Source organism: Mesorhizobium sp. WSM4815 (assembly GCF_055811575.1).
This window is the reverse complement of record NZ_JBVVQS010000091.1, coordinates 42,596-60,213: the sequence shown is the minus strand read 5'-3', so window position 1 is coordinate 60,213 and position 17,618 is coordinate 42,596. Positions and strand designations below refer to the sequence as shown.

Sequence of the window (17,618 nt, the reverse complement as noted above, 5' to 3'; positions counted from 1 at the left end):
GGCGCGCCCTCAGAATCACTGATAGGAAACCAGCGTTGCGCCATTTTCATGGCTGAAATCTGGCTTCACGCCAAGCATGGAAGCCGAACGTCGGATAATGTTTGCAGCCATGGCGCCAGCATTCGAGGCGGCCGTCGCACCCATGCCGGGTTTTTCCGGCTTCGGTTCGTCGGCGATGGTAAGCACGATGTATTGCGGATCGTCCATCGGGAACGCCGCGACGAAGGCATTGAAGTTCTTGTCCTTTGAGTAGCGGCCGTTGACAACCTTCTCGGCCGTTCCCGTCTTGCCGCCGACGCGATAACCTGGAACCCTGGCGTTCCTGCCTGAGCCTTTCTCGGCATTGAGTGCATAGAGATAGCGCATGTTCTCGGAGGTCTTGTCGCTGACGACTTTCTTGGCCACCGACATCGCCTGTTCCTGCGCCCGTCTCAGGAATGTCGGCTGGATCAGATAGCCGCCGTTCATCAGCGCGGCACAGCCGACCGCCGTCTGCAGCGGCGTCGTCGACACACCGTGACCAAAGGCGATGGTGATCGAATGGACCTGTTTCCAGACCTTTGGCTCGGTCGGGCGGGCGACCTCAGGCAGTTCCGTCTGCATTCTCTCGAGGATGCCCAGGCGATGCAGGAATTCGCGGTGCCCCTCGATGCCGACCGCTTCGGCTTCCTTGGCCGAACCGATGTTGGACGAATAGATGAACACTTCGGGCACCGACAGCACCCGGGACTTGCCATGAAAATCATGGATGGTCTGGCGGCCGATCCTGATCGGGCGCGTAGCGTCGAAACGGCTTTCCAGCGTCACTTTGCCGGAATCGAGCGCCATGGCGGTGGTAAAGCTCTTCAAGGTCGAGCCCATCTCGTAGAGCCCGGCCGACATGCGGTTCAAGCGGTCCTTGTCGTGCGCATTATAGGGGTTGTTCGGATCGAAGTCCGGAACCGAGGCCATCGCGACCACTTCGCCGGTCTTGACGTTGAGAACGACGGCCCCCGCCGCGATTGCGCGGTATTTTTCCATGCCGGTGGCGACCTCGTCACGCACGATATGCTGGACGCGCAGGTCGATCGAAAGCTGCACCGGCCTCAGATCCTTGGCCACCGCCAGGCCGGACGCCTGAAGATCGCTCAGCCCCTGTTCGTCGATGTATTTCTCCATGCCGGAGATGCCCTGGTTGTCGATGTTGGTGAGGCCGACAATGTAGGACGAGGTTTCGCCGGCCGGATAGAAGCGGCGCTTTTCGGTGCGGAAGCCGATGCCGGGAATGCCGAGCTGCAGAATCTCAGATTGTTGCTTGGGCGTCAGTTGCCGCTGCAGCCAGACGAAGCCGGCGCCGCTCTTCAGCTTGTGATAGGTCTGCTCGTAGTCGATTTCGGGAAGCACCGTCGCCAGTTTTTCGATCGCCTCGTCGGCGTCGACAATGCGGCGCGGTTCGGCAAACAGCGACGCCGTCTTGATGTCGGTCGCGAGAACTTCGCCGTTGCGGTCGACGATGTCGGGCCGCGACGCCGTCACCCGGCTCTGCGGACCGCCGGACAGGTCGGGGTTCTGGAAACCGAGATAGACCAGCCGCCCGGTGATGGTCAGATAGATGCCGAAAAACACCGCCATCGTCATCACGACACGGGTCCTGCCCTTGCCGCCGGTCGCCTTGCGGGCGCCTTCGACCACAATCGATCCGTCGTCACCGGACTTGGCGCGGCGCGTCAGCAGACTGGTGATCACTGGAAGTCTGGCGATCATTGGACGATGCCTCCGGTGACCACGGGGTCGTTGCCCATCGGTTCCTTGCTGGAACTGTCGGCCATGCCGCCCAGCCGCTCGGACGAAAGGTCCTCGATGGTGAGGGGTTTTGCCGGCAGATCGTCCAGCCCGATGATCTGGCGGGCGCTGACCGGCTCGAGCTCGAGTTGCGATTTATAGGTCTCGGCCAGCTTTTGCAGACGCGACGGTTGGGTAAGCAGGCTCCAGTCCGCCTTGAGGAGATCGATCGTATCCTCCTCGTAGCGGATCTGCGCCTGGATCTTGTGCACCGCCGCCAATTGTTCCTCGGCCTCGCGCTTGGTCTTGAAGGTCAAGGCCGCGGCCGAAACCATGACGGCGATAAGGACTATGTCGCTGGTACGAAACACGTGCTCACCTCTCTCCCGGCCGCTCGGCACCGGGAAATTTTGGATCAGGAAGTTTTGGAAGCCCGAAAATCGAAAAATCGCCGGCGCGCGCCGGCGCGTCGGTGCGGATCGCCGCGCGCAGCCTTGCCGAGCGCGCCCGCGGATTGGCCGATATCTCGGCCTCACCGGGCGTCACGCCGCTGCCCACCTTTTTGAAGGTGGCGCTGCGCGCCTGCGCCTCGGGCAGGTGCCGCGATCCGGTCGCCGCATCGGCGCGATCGGCGATGAAGCGCTTGACGATGCGGTCTTCCAGGGAATGGAACGTCACCACGGCCAGCCGTCCGCCCGGTTTCAGCACGCGTTCAGCCGCAAACAGCGCTTTGGCCAGTTCGCCGAGTTCGTCATTGACGAAAATGCGCAGCGCCTGGAAGACGCGGGTCGCTGGATGGATCTTGTCCTTCGGCGCGCGGCCGATATGCGTCTCAATGGCGTCTGCAAGGTCGAGCGTGCGCTCGAACGGATGTTTTTCGCGACGGCTTTCAATCATGCGGGCGATGCGGCCGGCATGGCGCTCTTCGCCAAGAAACCCGAAGATGCGGGCAAGATCGCCCACCTTGAAAGAGTTGACGACATCGGCGGCGCTGAGGCCAGCCTGCGCCATGCGCATATCGAGCGGTCCGTCGGCACGGAACGAAAAACCGCGCTCCGCCTGATCGATCTGCATGGAGGAGATGCCGATGTCGAGCACGACGCCGTCAGCGCTTTCGACATGCTCGTCCAATGTCGAGAACGGCGCCTGGACGAGCCGGAGCCTGCCGCCCGATTGTTGCTCGAGAACACGACCGGCAGCAATCGCATCCGGATCGCGGTCGATCGCGACAACCGAGGCGCCCCTCGCCAGAATGGCTTTGGTGTAGCCGCCGGCGCCGAATGTGCCGTCGACGACCACCTCGCCCGTTTTGGGCGAAAGCGCCTCCAGCACTTCGGCAAGGAGGACCGGAATGTGACGGGCTGGTCCGCCAACGGCGTGAGGGTCATCGCCGTAGCCCGCCATCATTCCGGCCGCTCCCCAGGGTTCGTCCCCTGCCGAAGCTGCAAAAGCCGGGCGCGTGCTTCCGCCCCATAGGCGGTGAGCCGTCCAGGTTCCCAGATCTGAAAGAAATTGCCGCGGCCGACAAAAGCCACTTCCGCGGAAATGCCGGTATGCTCGCGGATGAAATCGGTCATCGAGATGCGGCCGTCCTGATCGAGCTTGAGAAAGGTTCCATCGCCATGGCAGAAGAACGACATGTCGTCCGAGGTCTGCAGGAAGGGGTCTTCCTGCGCGATGCGCTGCTCGTAGCGGTCGAGCAGGTCGAGCCCGCCGACATCCATCGCCGGACGGTCCAGGCAGCGCAGCGCATAGAGTTCCGAATAACCGCGCTTCTGCACAACCGCACGGAAATGCGCTGGAACGGACACCCGCCCCTTCGCATCGATCCTGTTCACCGCGCTTGACAGAAACCGGTCCATTACGCGTTACGGCCGCTTGCGCCGCCGCACCCCTCTGCATCCTCCCGCCCGCGCCGCCGCAGCGCGGTCCCTGCCCAAAACTCACTTCGCTCCAAAAGGCAAAAACAGGCGAACGCGCAGCCGCCGCGGCTGCCCGATTGGCGTACGCTTCACCCTGACGCGGAACGAAGGCTTGAATATGTGAATGGGATATCATGGGGTACTATGGGCGTCAACGGGAATAGGCTTCACAAAACGCGCGCCACAACCGATGAGGGCAGCTTTGACGGCACTCCCGTGTTTATGCTCCATTAAGCCTAACGAAGCGTTTAGAGCCGATTGGCCTAACCGGAGGCGGCTTGCCGCGGAGCGCCACCACGCATAGCGTTGGCCTGTCTTTTCTCGGTCAGAAACAGGTTCTTTTCTCGGTCAGAAGGTTGAAAATACATGTCCGAAACAGCCAAGTCGCGCGCGGCCACCCTTGCCCATTTGCGTGGCGTCAAGCTCGCCAAGGGCGATCCGGTCTCGCTGCCGCTGACAATGACGACCACTTTCCATCTGCCCGGCAATCCGGCCGGCGCCAGCCAGTACGGGCGCTACGACAATCCGACGTGGGAAGCGGTGGAAGACATGCTCGGCCACCTCGAGGAGGCGCCGTCCGTAGCGTTCCCGTCGGGCATGGCCGCGATCGCTGCGGTCTTCTTCGCGCTGCTCAAGGCGGGCGATCGCATCCTGTTGCCGTCCGATGGTTACTACACGCCGCGCCTGCTTGCCGAGCGCTTCCTCAAACCTTTCGACCTCCCGTTCGACACACGACCGACCAAGTCCTTTGTGGACGGCGGTTTTTCCGGCTACCGGCTGGTGTTCGTCGAGACCCCATCCAATCCTGGGCTGGACATTTGCGACCTGGCCGGCGTGGCGCGCCTTGCGCGCGAGGCCGGCGCGCTGGTCGTCGCCGACAACACCACGATGACGCCTTACGGTCAGCGCCCGCTCGACCTCGGCGCCGATATCGTCGTTGCCGCTGACACCAAGGCGCCCAATGGCCATTCCGACGCGCTGTTCGGCCATGTCGCCAGCCGTGACGCCGGGATCATCACCGCCATCCGCGAGTGGCGCAAACTGTCGGGCTCGATCCCCGGACCATTCGAAGCCTGGCTGGTCCATCGAGGCCTCGAGACGCTGGAAGTCCGCTTCGAGCGCATGTGCACATCGGCCGAACTGATCGCCCGACGCCTGACAAATCATCGGGCCGTGAAATCCGTCCGCTTTCCTGGACTGGAGGATGACCCTTCACACAATCTGGCGACCACCCAGATGGAGCGTTTCGGCTTCCTTGTCGGCCTCGACCTGGGGAGTGAAGCCAGGGCCGAAGCGTTCATCGGCGCCTGCGCCCTGATCCAGCCGGCGACCTCCTTCGGCGGTGTCCACTCTTCGGCCGAGCGGCGCGCCCGCTGGGGTGATGCGGTGCCGCCCGGCTTTGTTCGCCTGTCGGTCGGCTGCGAGCCGGTGGAAGCGCTTTGGCAGGCGATCGAGGCGTCGCTGGCCCGGGGGCTAGACAGCGTCGACGGTTGAGCGAACCGATCACGAAGCCAGATCGTCGGCTTCGATATTGCGCCGGCCATGCAGCACACGCAGGATCTCGACTGCATCCTCGCCGACACGGTACAGTGTGAGGTATTCGCCGACGACCAGATGGCGGATGCCGGGCGCGATGTCTTCGCGCGGTGCGCCCGAGAAAGGATAAATCGTCAGTTGCTGCCAGCGCGCTTCGATCCGGTCGAGCAGCCGGTCCGCTGCAGCCTCGTCGCCTCGCGCGATATGAAGCCAGATCGCGATCAAATCCTCTTCTGCATGTGCAGTTCGGATGATGGGCAGCAAATTCATGCCGCGTTATCGGATTTCAATCGTCTACGCGCTTCGGCCTTGATTTCATCGATCGACGCAAATCGTCCCGATCCGCTGTCGATCCCCTCCTGCACCAGCTTGCGCAACTCCTCGACCGTGTAGCCGTGCAAGTCACGGCGGTCCTTCCATTGCCTGAGTGCGTCGCGGATCACCTCACTCGCCGAAGCATATTCTCCGGCGGCGACCACATCGTCGACCAGCGCCGCCAGTTCCGGCGAAAGCGTGATGCTGCGTTTGTCGACCTGCCCCATGCTGCGCTCCTGATACTGCCCGTACTAATGCATGTCGCGCAAAAGTGTGCAGCGGTTCTGCGATAACGACATGCATAAACAACAACCTAAAGCGCGTCGCGAGAGAACGGTCGAACGCGACGCGCTTTAGGAAAGTACGATTTAATCGCACCAGTTTCAAGAAACGCTTGCTCCATGCACAGCCCAGTAAAAGCTGAATCAGTCAATGAAGCGCCTGAACCAGCAAGCGCGCCCGAAGACGCAACCTGCTGATATCAGGGAGTTTCCCCCCAAGAATCTGGACGAAAAAGTAGAATCTGGACGAAAATTGCCAGCTGGCCTGTAAGCCGGGTTCTGTATGGCCCTCGCCCCTTGCGGCGCGAGAACGTGGCGGCCATTCATCTTGGGCGCATGTTGCCATGCGCCTCACGCAACCTACCCGGGCGGTGAGCCGGAAACAGCCCTCGAGGGTTTCCCCTCGCACCGCCCCTATTCGGTCTTGCTCCCGGTGGGGTTTACCGTGCCGCTCCTGTTGCCAGTCGCGCGGTGGGCTCTTACCCCACCCTTTCACCCTTACCACGACGGATCGTGGCGGTTTGCTTTCTGTGGCACTTTCCCTAGGGTCGCCCCCGCCGGCCATTAACCGGCACCGTGTCTCCATGGAGCCCGGACTTTCCTCACCCGCAGCCTTTCGGCTTCGCGGGTGCGGCCGCCCGGCCAGCTGGCAAGGCGTATAAAGGGATTCACATTCGAAAACGCAAACAAAAAAGCAGGTCCCAGTCTATTACGATCTATTACGTCTATTACGCCGGCGCTCCAAGCGCGGCCAGCTGCACTTTGACCTTGCCGCAATAGGCCGCGGAAATCGGGTTCATCCGCTTGGCGCCATGGCCGGCATTGTACTTCAGGATCGTGCCGCAGGTCGTGCCGTCGCCGAGGTTGCGCGCCATGGCGAGGTATTTCATGCCGTATTTGATGTTGGTCTCGGGATCGTGGAGACCCTTGATCGAGCCGCTGTAACCCATCATCCGCGCCGTCGACGGCTTGATCTGCATCAGGCCGATCTCACCGGCGCGGCCGACCTGGTTCGGCTGAAACCTGCTCTCGATCATGATGACGGCCTTGGCGAGCGAGACCGGAACACCATTGCTGGCCGCATGACGCTCGATGATCGTCGAATACTGGCCGCTATCGCCAGCGGCCGCCGGCTTCGGCGCCGACGCCCGGCTTTGCCGGCCGATCGACGCCGTCGTCGCCTGGTCGATGCGGGTCCTGTTGCGCTTCACATGCCGCTTGGAGACTGCCTTCTTTGCAAGGACTGGCTTCTTTGCAACGACTGCCTTCTTTGCAACGATTGCCTTCTTTCCAGAGACCTTTTCCGCCTTTGCGGATGCTGGCTTTTTCGCTTTCACCGCAGCAACTTTTTTCGCCTTTGCGGAGGCTGTCCTTTTTTCTCCGGCATCTTGCCCGGCTTTCGGCGTGGCAGTCTTATCGGGCGCGGTCATGAAACCCTGGTCGGCCCGCTGGCTCAAAGGCGCGCCATTGGCCGCACCGATGGCAAAAGTCATTACGCCGGCAGCAACAGCTGCCGTTAAAACGGTCAATTTCTGCATGGGATCCTGTTCTGTTTGAACCGCGCGAAGAACTTCACGCAGCTACGCCAATCAACGTCGGAACATTTGGGAGGCTGTAGGTCCGACAACTTGCACGGATCGCCTTTGACGGTCGAATTGGCGGCAAAAAAGGCGGGGCAAGTCACTTTAAATGACAGGCTGTAACTTACAGCCAGGAAAAGACTACTTGGACGGAACTGCCCTCACCGAGCCAAGCAGCCGTTCCAGCGTGCGAATTGTCGATCCGTCGGCCACGCCATCCACTTTGCGTTGCCGGAAATGCCTCTGGAAAGCCTCGACCACGATTTCGGTTTGCCGGTCGAACGCGCCTGATATCTCCACGCCATAACCGTAGAGCGCCAGCATCGACTGCAACGCCTCGACCTCGGCAGACGCGTCGCCGGCCTTCAGCACCGCGCCGCGCCTGACGGGTGCCGCTTCGACGAGATGGCCGACACCGGCCTCGAACAGGGCCGTCCAGGGAAATCTCTCGCCCGGGTCGATCTTGCGTCCCGGCGCCACGTCGGAATGGGCGAGCACCAGTTGAGCCGGGATGGAATGGCGCTGAACAATCCCCCTGCACAGGCCGATCAGGGCATCGATCTGCCGTTTCGGAAAATTCCGGTAGCCCAGCGAATGTCCCGGATTGACGATCTCGATGCCGACCGAACAGGAGTTGATGTCGCTACGTCCGAACCAGGAACTCTTGCCGGCATGCCAGGCACGGTCGCTTTCCCTGACCATCTGGACGATGCGGCCGTCCTCATGGACGAGGTAGTGCGACGAAACCTCGCTGGCCGGATCGCACAGCCATGCTTCGGCGCCGGCGCCGGTCTCCATGCCGGTGTAGTGCAGAACGATCATGTCGACCGTCTCGCGTCGTGGACCGAAATTCGGCGATACCCTGACCTCGGCGCTCGGCTCGTCGGGCAGGAAGCCGCTCATGCGTGCCGCAGGCCCCGTTCGATCATCTCATAGGCCGCGTTGATCGCCGCGATCCTGCTGGTTGCGATCTTGATGAATTCCTGCGGCAGGCCGCGTGCGATCAGCCGGTCGGGATGGTTGTCCGAAACCAGCTTGCGGTAACGCTTCCTGACCTCCTCGAAGGTTTTTCCCCGCTCGATGCCGAGCACGACGTAGGGATCGGCCGCACCCAGATCGACGTGCCGGGCCAGAATGGTCTGATAGTGCGCCTCCTCGATCCGGAAGATCTCGGCGATGCGATGCAGGAACTGGCCTTCGCGCTCGTGGACCAACCCGTCGGCCTTGGCGATATGGAACAGCCCGTCGAGAATGTCCTCCAGCATCGCGCAGTTCGAATGGCCGGAGCCGCAAAGCTGCGCCATGCGCGCGGCATAGGTCTCGAATCCGGCGATGTCGCGCTTGGCCAGATCGTAGAGCCGCGCCACATTGCGCGTCTGCTCCTTCGGCACTTCGAATATCTGCTGGAAGGCGCGCACCTCGTCCTGGGTGACGATGCCGTCGGCCTTGGCCATCTTGGCCGACAGCGCGATCATCGCCACCGAAAAGGCGACGCGCCGGCGCAGGTCGGGGTCGCCGGAGAAAACCGTGCGCACAGCCTCGACCACGTCGGCGACGCCGGACGAGGTTGAGGACGAAACGCGGGTGATGAAGTCGCCGAGGCGATCCCAAATCGACATGGGCACCTATTAGGGCTAACTGGCCGCCGCTATCAAGCCCACCGCTATCAAGCTGAAGACAATGCCGCAGGGCCGGCCCAGCCGATTTCGCGCCCTCCTGAGCAGGCGGCCTCCCTGAGCAGCTGGCGCAACCGTCGATCATGGATATTAGCAGGCAGCAACGGCTATGGCACGCGAAACTGCACGCCTTCGTCACCTCGCCATTTCGGCCCCTTCTGCTGGGCCAAAAAGTGACAGGCAAAACCGCGCTTGCGGCGGCGGCCGCAAGAAGACTGTCCTGGAGTCAGAAGGCCGGCAGGATGCCGGCCTTCTGTTCATTCACATAAGAATTACTGCGCAGGCGCAGATGGCTGTGCCGGAGCCGGCTCGGCCGGCTTGGTCGCGTCGGGAGCCGGCTGCATCGGCTGTTCGTTCGCCGGCGGATTGGTGCTCTGCGTGGTGGTAGCGTCCCCGCCCGTGCCGCTGTCGCTGCAAGCCGCAACGCCAAGCAGGGCAAGCGCCGAAACCGACGCAAGAATGAGTTTCTTCATGACATCTCTCCTCTGATCACGCCCCCGCTACCGGTGACGATCGTGGACAGAATGCACCAAACGCCCCATGGGTTTCATAACGTTGCATTTCCGTATGTAACATCATCTGCTTTTGCGATGCCGGCGAAGTCATGGCGAATTAACACCAGACCATGGCGAATTAGCACATTTGAATCAATAAAATGCCCGGGAGAGCTGCCGTGACCGCCAAATGGGATTTCTGGATCGACCGCGGCGGCACCTTCACCGATGTCATCGGCCGGGACCCGCAAGGCGGGCTGCACCCGCGCAAGCTGCTATCCGAAAATCCCGAAGCCTATACCGACGCCGCCATCCAGGGCATTCGCGATCTGCTCGGGCTAAAATCCGGCGCGCCGATCCCATCCGGCCTGATCGGCGACATCAAGATGGGCACCACCGTTGCCACCAACGCGCTTCTGGAGCGCAAGGGCGACCGTGTGCTGCTGCTCATCACCAGGGGATTTCGCGACGCGCTGAGGATCGCCTATCAGGCCCGGCCCGATATCTTCGCCAAGCAGATCATCCTTCCCGAACAGCTCAACGAGCGCGTCATCGAGGTCGACGAGCGCGTGCACGCCGACGGCCGCGTCGAAAGGCTGCTCGACATCGCCGCCATGCGCCCGGCCATCGAACAAGCCAGGGCCGACGGCATCGACGCGGTGGCGATCGTGTTCATGCATGCCTGGAAATATCCCGACCACGAAAAGGCGGTTGCAAAAGTCTGCAGGAAACTGGGGTTTTCGCAGATCTCGGTCAGTCATGAGGTCTCGCCGCTCATCAAGCTGGTCGGCCGCGGCGACACCACCGTGGTCGACGCCTATCTGTCGCCGATTCTGGCAAGGTATGTGCAGAAGGTGGCGCAAGAGCTGGGCGTCCTCTCCCCCCTCGAGGGGGAGATGTCGGCGAAGCCGACAGAGGGGGTCATCTCAGAAGGCCCCGCCAGAGCGTCGAACCCAGTCGAGCCGACCCCACCCGGCGGCTTCGCCGCCAACCTCCCCTCAAGGGGGAGGGAATCCCCTCGCCTGATGTTCATGATGTCGTCCGGCGGCCTTACCGCCGCCGATATGTTCCAGGGCAAGGACGCATTGCTGTCCGGTCCGGCCGGCGGCGTCGTCGGCATGGTCGAGACAGCAAAGCTCGCCGGTTTCGACAAGGTCATCGGCTTCGACATGGGCGGCACCTCAACCGACGTCGCCCATTATGACGGCGACTATGAGCGCGCCTTCGACACCGAGGTTGCCGGCGTGCGCATCCGCGCGCCGATGATGCGCATTCACACCGTCGCCGCCGGCGGCGGCTCCATCCTGCACTACGAGGCCGGCCGTTTTCGCGCCGGGCCGGATTCGGCCGGCGCCAATCCCGGCCCGGCCGCCTACCGGCGCGGCGGCCCGCTGGCCGTCACCGACGCCAATGTCATGCTGGGCAAGCTGCAGCCCGACTTCTTCCCGGCCATTTTTGGACCCGGCCAGGACGAGCCGCTCGACGTGCAAACCGTGCGCGAGAAATTCGCCGCACTCGCCGCCGAAATCGGCGACGGCCGCACGCCGGAGGCGGTCGCCGAAGGGTTCGTCACCATCGCCGTCGAAAACATGGCCAACGCCATCAAGAAGATTTCCGTGCAGCGCGGCTACGACGTCACCGAATATCTCCTGAACTGTTTTGGCGGCGCCGGCGGCCAGCACGCCTGCCTCGTTGCCGACGCACTCGGCATGGAGGCGGTGCTGATCCATCCCTTCTCCGGCCTGCTGTCGGCCTATGGCATTGGATTGTCCTCGATTTTTTCGTCGCGCCAGCAGGCGCTGCTGAAACCGCTGGCGGAAGTGTCCAGGCCGGCAATCGACGAGCTCATCGCGACGCTGCGCAAAGCCGTCATCGACGAGCTTGCCGCGCAAGGCATTGCCGAGGACGCCGTCGCCTCGAAACCGGTGCTGCAGATCCGCTACGACGGCACCGACACCGCGCTGCCGGTGAATTTCGAGCGCGGCTCGATCGCACGCGCCAAGGCGGATTTCGAATCAGCGCACAAGGCGCAGTTCGGCTTCGTCTATGACGACAAGCCGATGATCGTGGAATCGGTCGGCGTCGAAGGTATCGACAGCGGCGACGCCGGCCGCGAGGAAAGTGATTCAATCCTTGAGGACATCGCCGCAAGCCCTTCGGAAAATCGGCAAATCTTCATCGACGGCACTTGGCGAGACGCCGGCATTTTCCGCCGCGAGGCGCTCAAACCGGGGCACAAGCTTGGCGGCCCTGCCCTGGTCATCGAACCGAACCAGACCATCGTCGTCGAGCCGGGCTGGCAGGCCGAAATCACCGCCAGGAACCACGTGCTCCTGCGTCGCATCGAGAAAAAGCGCCGGCTGGCGGCGCTCGGCACCGAGGCCGATCCGGTCATGCTGGAGGTGTTCAACAACCTGTTCATGTCGATCGCCGAACAGATGGGCGTGACGCTGCAAAACACCGCCTATTCGGTCAACATCAAGGAACGGCTGGATTTCTCCTGTGCCGTCTTTGACCGCAATGGCGCGCTGGTCGCCAATGCGCCGCACATGCCGGTGCATCTCGGCTCCATGGACCGTTCGGTGGAAATCATCATTCGGCTGAACTCCGGCGACATCCACCCCGGCGACGTCTTTGCACTGAATGCGCCTTATAATGGCGGCACGCATCTGCCAGACATTACGGTGGTGACGCCGGTCTTTGAGGATGGGCGCCCAATCTCCCCCCATGTGGGGGAGATGTCGGCGAAGCCGACAGAGGGGGGCGCTGTCCCGCCAACGCCTCCAATTGGCGAGCCGGCATACCGCGAAGCTGAGCGCTCGACGTTGCCCCCCTCTGCCCTGCCCTCTTTGTCACCAATTGGCATCTCCCCCACAAGGGGGGAGATCGGCCAATCGCCAAAGATCCTCTTCTACGTCGCCTCGCGCGGCCATCATGCCGACATTGGCGGCACGGCGCCCGGCTCGATGACGCCGCTCGCCACCACCGTCGACGAGGAAGGCGTGCTGTTCGACAATTTCCGCATCGTCGATCGCGGCCGGTTTCGCGAGAAGGAGCTGGAGACACTGCTCACCGACCACCCCTACCCGGCGCGCAATCCGCACCAGAACATCGCCGACCTCAAGGCGCAGATTGCCGCCAATGAAAAGGGCGTTGCCGAGTTGCGCGAGATGGTCGCGCATTTCGGCCTTGGCGTGGTCGAGGCCTATATGGGCCATGTCCAGGACAATGCCGCCGAAAGCGTGCGCCGCGTGCTGGAGCGGCTGCCCGACAGCTCCGTATACGAGTATCCGACCGACACCGGCCAAATCATCAAGGTGAAGATATCGGTCGACCGGCAAAAGCGCGAGGCAACCGTCGACTTCACCGGCACATCGCCGGTCATGAAGAACAACTTCAACGCCCCCGAACCGGTCGCCCGCGCAGCCGTGCTCTATGCGTTCCGCGTCATGGTCGAGGACATGATCCCGATGAATGCCGGGTGTCTGAGACCGATCAACATCATCATTCCCGAAGGTTGCATGCTGAAGCCGACCTACCCGGCCGCGGTCGTCGCCGGCAATGTCGAGACCTCGCAGCATGTCACCAATGCGCTGTTCGGCGCCATGGGCGCGATGGCCAATGCGCAAGGCACGATGAACAACCTCACCTTCGGCAACAAGCAGTACCAGTATTACGAGACCATCTGCTCCGGCTCGCCGGCAGGCCGGATGAACAGCGGTCGCGGCTTTGCCGGCACCTCCGGCGTCCACACCCACATGACCAATTCGCGCCTGACCGACCCGGAAGTGCTGGAGTTGCGGTTCCCCGTCCTGCTCGAGGATTTCCACATCCGCGAAGGCTCCGGCGGCAAAGGCAAATGGAGTGCCGGCGACGGTACCGAGCGCACCATCCGTTTCCTCGAAAAGATGGAATGCGCGATCCTGTCCTCACATCGCAACCGCCCGCCGCAAGGCCTGGACGGCGGCGGCAATGGCGAGGTCGGCTCGACCAAGGTCCGTCGCAAGGATGGCCGCATCGAAGTCCTGAAGGCTTGCGACCAGACGCTGCTCGAGGCCGGTGAAGCCGTCATCGTGACGACGCCGACGCCGGGCGGATTTGGCAACGCCTGAACTCGCCTCAACAGACTGTCACCGGCCTGTCATCCACCTGCGCTACCCGCTTGCGCCAGAGCAAACGGGGAATCGCCTTGTCATGACGGATGTTTCCGGAGAACTGGTTTTTCGCCGCGGCAAGCAAGTTGGCAAGGCCGTCTACCAGAACCGCCCGCTGTCTAAGGCCGGCCTCTCCGAGCGGCTCTTCGCCTTTCTGTTTTCCGGCCTCGTCTATCCACAGATCTGGGAAGACCCCGACGTCGACATGGAGGCGATGCAGCTTGGCCAGGGCCACCGCGTCGTCACCATCGCCTCGGGTGGCTGTAACATCCTTGCCTATCTCACCCGGTCACCGGAACGGATCGACGCCGTCGATCTCAACGCCGCCCATATCGCGCTGAACCGCATGAAGCTCGAAGCGGTGCGCCATCTGCCGTCGCAGGGTGACCTGTTCCGTTTCTTCGGCGCTGCCGAGACCCGTCACAATTCGCAAGCCTACGACCGTTTCATCGCGCCGCATCTCGACCCGGTCAGCCGTCATTACTGGGAACATCGCAACTGGCGCCGGCGTCGCCGCATCGCCGTCTTCGACAGCAATTTTTACCAGACCGGGCTGCTCGGCCTGTTCATTGCCATGGGCCATCGCACCGCCAAATTCTTCGGCGTCGATCCGGCCGGCATCATGGAAGCCAAAAGCCTCGTCGACCAGCGCCGCTTCTTCGACGAGGAACTGGCGCCGGTTTTCGAAAAACCGCTGCTGAAATGGGCAACATCGCGAAAAGCCTCGCTGTTCGGCCTCGGCATTCCGCCGGCACAGTACGATTCGCTGATCACCTCGGGCGACGGCACCATGGCCAGCGTGCTGAAGGCCCGGCTGGAAAAGCTCGCCTGCGATTTTCCGCTGGAGAACAACTATTTCGCCTGGCAGGCTTTTGCCCGCCGCTACCCCAATCCCGGCGAGGCGGCGCTGCCTGCCTATCTCGAAAAACGCAACTACAAAACGATCCGCAACAATGTCGACCGCGTCGCCATCCACCATGCCAATCTGATCGAGTTCCTTGCCGGCAAGGATGCCGGTTCGGTCGACCGCTTCGTCCTGCTCGACGCGCAGGACTGGATGACCGACGACCAGCTCAATGCGCTGTGGGCCGAGATCACCCGTACCGCGTCGACCGATGCCCGCGTCATCTTCCGCACCGCGGCCGAACCCAGCCTGTTGCCCGGCCGGGTCTCGAATTCGCTGCTCGACCAGTGGAGCTATGCGGACGAGGCGTCGCGCGAATTCTCGGCCCGCGACCGTTCGGCCATCTATGGCGGCTTCCACCTTTATGTGAAGCAGGCCGCATGAGCGCGACCGAACTGCCGGCCAGGCACGGCGAACCGCCGGCCGGGCACGCCGAGCTGATGGACGGCGTCTACCGCTGGCAGCGCCACGTCTACGACCTGACCCGCAAATACTACCTGCTCGGCCGCGACCGGCTGATCGCGGGGCTGAATGTGCCCGCCGGCGGCACCGTGCTCGAGCTTGGCTGCGGCACCGGCCGCAACATCGTCCTCGCCGCCCGGCTTTATCCCGACGCCCGCTTCTTCGGTCTCGATATTTCAGCCGAGATGCTGGAAACGGCCACCGCTGCCATTGCCCGCGAAGGTCTCTCCGGCCGCGCCAAGCTGGCGCGCGGCGACGCCACTGATTTCGACGCGAAGGCGCTATTCTCCGTCGAACGTTTCGACCGCATTTTTGTCTCCTATTCGCTGTCGATGATCCCCGGCTGGGAGAAGACCGTATCAGCGGCACTTGCAGTCCTGTCACCCGGCGGCTCGCTGCACGTCGTCGATTTCGGCCAGCAGGAGGCCCTGCCCCGCTGGTTCCGCACGCTGCTGCGCGGCTGGCTGAGAAAATTCCACGTCGAGCCGCGCGAGGCCCTGCGGGACGTCCTGGAATCAGAATCTGCAAGAGTGGGCGCAACCCTTCGGTTTAGAACGCTTTATCGCGGTTACGCCTGGCTGGCCGTCACCAACATCGCCATTTAGTTTTTTGGCTCTTGACTGAGCCCTCTGGATGGTCGCTGCCGACCGACCTGCAGCCGCCAATCTCCAACGTCTGCAATTAGCCGTAAGCCCCCTGCGCCTTCGTCATCCCAGGGCGAGCAAGGAGCGAAGCGACGGCGCAGACCCTGGGATCCATTCCGTGACATCACCCGAAGGATGCAGCGGTAGAACGAAAACGGTAGCGATCCTTCGCGCCCCCCTCTGTCCTGCCGGACATCTCCCCCACTTGGGGGGAGATCAGATGTCGCGTCCGGCTTCGCCAATCTTCAACGTTGAAAGAAGGGTGAGGCGCGCGAGCTGCCAATCTCCCTCCTTGTGGGGGAGATGTCCGGCAGGACAGAGGGGGGCGCCTCGCTCCGCGATCGAAGGTTCTGCACCGCAGCAGCGCTCCAAGGTCACGGAATCCCAAGATCGGTCGCGTCGCTTCGCTCCTCGCCCGACGAGCGGGCGCGTATTGATCGTGCAAGGCCTTTGGCGACAGCTGCATAGACCCTGCGGCGAGCGATCGCCGCATTCCTCTAATGCAGCGCCTTCACCAGCGCTGCCAGCATGATCTGCGGCCGGTAGCCGAGGTTGGCCGGCGTCAGGCCGAGCCGCACCACCACAAGCTGCGCCGAGGGGATGATGGCGACCGTCTGCCCGTCATGGCCTTCCATCCAATAGCTATCCCTTGGCAGGCCCGCAGCGATGCCGGCGCCGGGGCTCTCCTCGTCGCCCGGACCCTCGATCCACACCTGGCCCCTGCCGTAGACTTTCGAGGCGGTTGCGGCTTCCCGCATCCAGGCGACGAAGCCCGCAGGCAGGACCTCCTGGCCGTTCCAGACACCATCCTGCAGCAGGAACTGGCCGAAGCGCGCCCAGTCGCGGGCGGTGGCGTAGAGATAGGACGAGCCGACGAAGGTGCCGTGCTCGTCGGTCTCCAGCACCGCGCTCTGCATGCCGAGCGGGTCGAACAGCGCAATCCTTGGCCACGCCAGCGCCTTGTCCTTGTCGCCGACCGCATCCTGCCAAAGCCGCGACAGCATCGCTGCCGTGCCGCTTGAATAGGAAAATACCTTGCCCACCTCGCCGGTCAGCGGCTTGGATCCGGCAAAGCCCGCCATATCAGGCTCGAGGTAGAGCATCCGCGTCACGTCGGTGACGTCGCCATAATCCTCGTTGAATTCCAGCCCGCTCGACATCGCCATCATGTCGGCGAGGCTGATGGCGGCGCGGCCGTCCGCTTTCCAGGGCCCGAACAGGCCCTGGTTCGTCATCACCATCTTGCCGTCCTTCACCAGCGTGCCGACGATCGCGGCATTGACCGTCTTGGTCATCGACCAGCCAAGCAGCGGCGTCTTTTGGGTAAAGCCTGCGCCATAACGCTCGGCGACGATGCGGCCGTTCTTGACCACCACCACCGCCCGCATACCGGCGCCGGTCATTGCAGGATCGTCGAGGATTTTCGCGATCTCGGGGTTTTGCGATGCGTCGACCTTGTCGCCCTCCGGCCAGAGCGCGTCGAGCGGCGGCGCCGGTGTCAGCGCCGGCCCGGCGACTGCTTTGGCCCTGGCGATGTCGCCGCCCGGAACCGCGGTGCAGCCAAGCCCGTCTCGAACGACGGCGACGCTCTTGCCGAACACGCCGAACAGCCCGGCCGAAACCGTGCCCTGTTCCTTGTCGACGGACATCCTCATCAGCCGCAGCAGTGGATGGCCCGGCGCCTGCACGTCGACGGCGAGCACCTCATCGGCATCGCGTCCGGCGATGAAGACGTTCGAGCAGACGATCTTGGCCGTATAGCCCGAGCCGACGCGGATCAGTTCCGGCGGCGCCAGATACAGCCAGGCAGCGAGTGCTGCGACCGCCAGCACGGCCAGCCCGAGCAGCCATTTCACCAGCCTCAGAACAGTCAGCATTCTTCCGACTCT

At 63.1% G+C, this 17,618-nt stretch carries 15 protein-coding genes and 1 other RNA gene; 4 read left to right on the top strand and 12 right to left on the bottom strand.

Annotation, left to right across the window (positions count from 1 at the left end; genetic code table 11):
* Positions 1-15 precede the first annotated feature (15 nt).
* From AC0L2B_RS13655 to mraZ, 4 genes are read right to left on the bottom strand one after another with little or no spacing between them, the layout of a single operon-like run.
* The gene (locus AC0L2B_RS13655; protein ID WP_473585720.1) at positions 16-1,743 is read right to left on the bottom strand and encodes a peptidoglycan D,D-transpeptidase FtsI family protein; all 1,728 of its coding nucleotides are present in this window, start codon (positions 1,741-1,743) and stop codon (positions 16-18) included.
* On the bottom strand, positions 1,740-2,132 hold the full coding sequence (gene ftsL, locus AC0L2B_RS13650; protein WP_023798732.1) for a cell division protein FtsL: 393 nt from the start codon (positions 2,130-2,132) through the stop codon (positions 1,740-1,742). The genes AC0L2B_RS13655 and ftsL overlap by 4 nt, the downstream gene beginning before the upstream one ends.
* 4 nt (positions 2,133-2,136) lie before the next feature.
* Positions 2,137-3,168, bottom strand: coding sequence for a 16S rRNA (cytosine(1402)-N(4))-methyltransferase RsmH (gene rsmH, locus AC0L2B_RS13645; protein ID WP_473745697.1), 1,032 nt, complete (start codon positions 3,166-3,168; stop codon positions 2,137-2,139).
* On the bottom strand, positions 3,165-3,623 hold the full coding sequence (mraZ, locus tag AC0L2B_RS13640) for a division/cell wall cluster transcriptional repressor MraZ (RefSeq protein ID WP_473745696.1): 459 nt from the start codon (positions 3,621-3,623) through the stop codon (positions 3,165-3,167). The genes rsmH and mraZ overlap by 4 nt, the downstream gene beginning before the upstream one ends.
* Positions 3,624-4,049: 426 nt before the next feature.
* Between mraZ and AC0L2B_RS13635 the strand changes: the two genes are divergently transcribed.
* Positions 4,050-5,177 carry a cystathionine gamma-lyase gene (locus AC0L2B_RS13635; RefSeq protein ID WP_473745695.1) on the top strand — a complete coding sequence of 376 codons (1,128 nt, stop codon included), beginning with the start codon at positions 4,050-4,052 and terminating at the stop codon, positions 5,175-5,177.
* Positions 5,178-5,186: 9 nt separating this feature from the next.
* Here the strand turns inward: AC0L2B_RS13635 and AC0L2B_RS13630 are convergent, their stop codons facing one another.
* The 7 genes from AC0L2B_RS13630 to AC0L2B_RS13600 all read right to left on the bottom strand — a co-directional run bounded on the left by AC0L2B_RS13630 (position 5,187) and on the right by AC0L2B_RS13600 (position 9,544).
* Complete coding sequence (locus tag AC0L2B_RS13630) at positions 5,187-5,489, bottom strand: type II toxin-antitoxin system RelE/ParE family toxin (RefSeq protein ID WP_473745694.1); 303 nt, start codon at positions 5,487-5,489, stop codon at positions 5,187-5,189.
* Positions 5,486-5,761: a type II toxin-antitoxin system ParD family antitoxin gene (locus AC0L2B_RS13625; RefSeq protein WP_473745693.1), complete on the bottom strand. Its 276-nt coding sequence runs from the start codon at positions 5,759-5,761 to the stop codon at positions 5,486-5,488. Before AC0L2B_RS13625 ends, AC0L2B_RS13630 begins: the two co-directional genes overlap by 4 nt.
* A 306-nt stretch (positions 5,762-6,067) precedes the next feature.
* Positions 6,068-6,465: RNase P RNA component class A (rnpB, locus tag AC0L2B_RS13620), an RNA gene on the bottom strand.
* 78 nt (positions 6,466-6,543) lie between these two features.
* Complete coding sequence (locus AC0L2B_RS13615; RefSeq protein ID WP_473745692.1) at positions 6,544-7,353, bottom strand: lytic transglycosylase domain-containing protein; 810 nt, start codon at positions 7,351-7,353, stop codon at positions 6,544-6,546.
* Between the two features lie 183 nt (positions 7,354-7,536).
* Positions 7,537-8,298, bottom strand: a complete 762-nt coding sequence (locus AC0L2B_RS13610) for an N-acetylmuramoyl-L-alanine amidase (protein WP_473745691.1) — start codon at positions 8,296-8,298, stop codon at positions 7,537-7,539.
* On the bottom strand, positions 8,295-9,014 hold the full coding sequence (locus AC0L2B_RS13605; protein ID WP_128174196.1) for a J domain-containing protein: 720 nt from the start codon (positions 9,012-9,014) through the stop codon (positions 8,295-8,297). Before AC0L2B_RS13605 ends, AC0L2B_RS13610 begins: the two co-directional genes overlap by 4 nt.
* A gap of 329 nt (positions 9,015-9,343) precedes the next feature.
* Positions 9,344-9,544: a hypothetical protein gene (locus AC0L2B_RS13600; protein WP_023798723.1), complete on the bottom strand. Its 201-nt coding sequence runs from the start codon at positions 9,542-9,544 to the stop codon at positions 9,344-9,346.
* A 200-nt stretch (positions 9,545-9,744) separates the two neighbouring features.
* Between AC0L2B_RS13600 and AC0L2B_RS13595 the strand changes: the two genes are divergently transcribed.
* From AC0L2B_RS13595 to AC0L2B_RS13585, 3 genes are all read left to right on the top strand, one after another.
* Positions 9,745-13,677, top strand: coding sequence for a hydantoinase B/oxoprolinase family protein (locus AC0L2B_RS13595; protein WP_473745689.1), 3,933 nt, complete (start codon positions 9,745-9,747; stop codon positions 13,675-13,677).
* A gap of 82 nt (positions 13,678-13,759) precedes the next feature.
* The gene (locus AC0L2B_RS13590; RefSeq protein ID WP_473745688.1) at positions 13,760-15,007 is read left to right on the top strand and encodes a BtaA family protein; all 1,248 of its coding nucleotides are present in this window, start codon (positions 13,760-13,762) and stop codon (positions 15,005-15,007) included.
* Positions 15,004-15,690, top strand: coding sequence for a class I SAM-dependent methyltransferase (locus AC0L2B_RS13585; RefSeq protein WP_473745686.1), 687 nt, complete (start codon positions 15,004-15,006; stop codon positions 15,688-15,690). Before AC0L2B_RS13590 ends, AC0L2B_RS13585 begins: the two co-directional genes overlap by 4 nt.
* Positions 15,691-16,226: 536 nt before the next feature.
* Here AC0L2B_RS13585 and AC0L2B_RS13580 read toward each other — a convergent pair.
* Entirely contained in the window at positions 16,227-17,606 is a 1,380-nt protein-coding gene (locus AC0L2B_RS13580; protein ID WP_473745685.1) for a serine hydrolase domain-containing protein, read from the bottom strand.
* Positions 17,607-17,618 lie beyond the last annotated feature (12 nt).

Excerpts from the sequence above, each read along its gene's own strand:
- AC0L2B_RS13655 (WP_473585720.1), bottom strand. The coding sequence starts at position 1,743 with ATGATCGCCAGACTTCCAGTGATCACCAGTCTGCTGACGCGCCGCGCC.
- mraZ (WP_473745696.1), bottom strand. The coding sequence starts at position 3,623 with ATGGACCGGTTTCTGTCAAGCGCGGTGAACAGGATCGATGCGAAGGGG.
- rsmH (WP_473745697.1), bottom strand. The coding sequence starts at position 3,168 with ATGATGGCGGGCTACGGCGATGACCCTCACGCCGTTGGCGGACCAGCC.
- AC0L2B_RS13635 (WP_473745695.1), top strand. The coding sequence starts at position 4,050 with ATGTCCGAAACAGCCAAGTCGCGCGCGGCCACCCTTGCCCATTTGCGT.
- AC0L2B_RS13605 (WP_128174196.1), bottom strand. The coding sequence starts at position 9,014 with ATGTCGATTTGGGATCGCCTCGGCGACTTCATCACCCGCGTTTCGTCC.
- AC0L2B_RS13610 (WP_473745691.1), bottom strand. The coding sequence starts at position 8,298 with ATGAGCGGCTTCCTGCCCGACGAGCCGAGCGCCGAGGTCAGGGTATCG.
- AC0L2B_RS13585 (WP_473745686.1), top strand. The coding sequence starts at position 15,004 with ATGAGCGCGACCGAACTGCCGGCCAGGCACGGCGAACCGCCGGCCGGG.
- AC0L2B_RS13590 (WP_473745688.1), top strand. The coding sequence starts at position 13,760 with ATGACGGATGTTTCCGGAGAACTGGTTTTTCGCCGCGGCAAGCAAGTT.
- AC0L2B_RS13580 (WP_473745685.1), bottom strand. The coding sequence starts at position 17,606 with ATGCTGACTGTTCTGAGGCTGGTGAAATGGCTGCTCGGGCTGGCCGTG.
- AC0L2B_RS13615 (WP_473745692.1), bottom strand. The coding sequence starts at position 7,353 with ATGCAGAAATTGACCGTTTTAACGGCAGCTGTTGCTGCCGGCGTAATG.
- AC0L2B_RS13625 (WP_473745693.1), bottom strand. The coding sequence starts at position 5,761 with ATGGGGCAGGTCGACAAACGCAGCATCACGCTTTCGCCGGAACTGGCG.
- AC0L2B_RS13630 (WP_473745694.1), bottom strand. The coding sequence starts at position 5,489 with ATGAATTTGCTGCCCATCATCCGAACTGCACATGCAGAAGAGGATTTG.
- AC0L2B_RS13600 (WP_023798723.1), bottom strand. The coding sequence starts at position 9,544 with ATGAAGAAACTCATTCTTGCGTCGGTTTCGGCGCTTGCCCTGCTTGGC.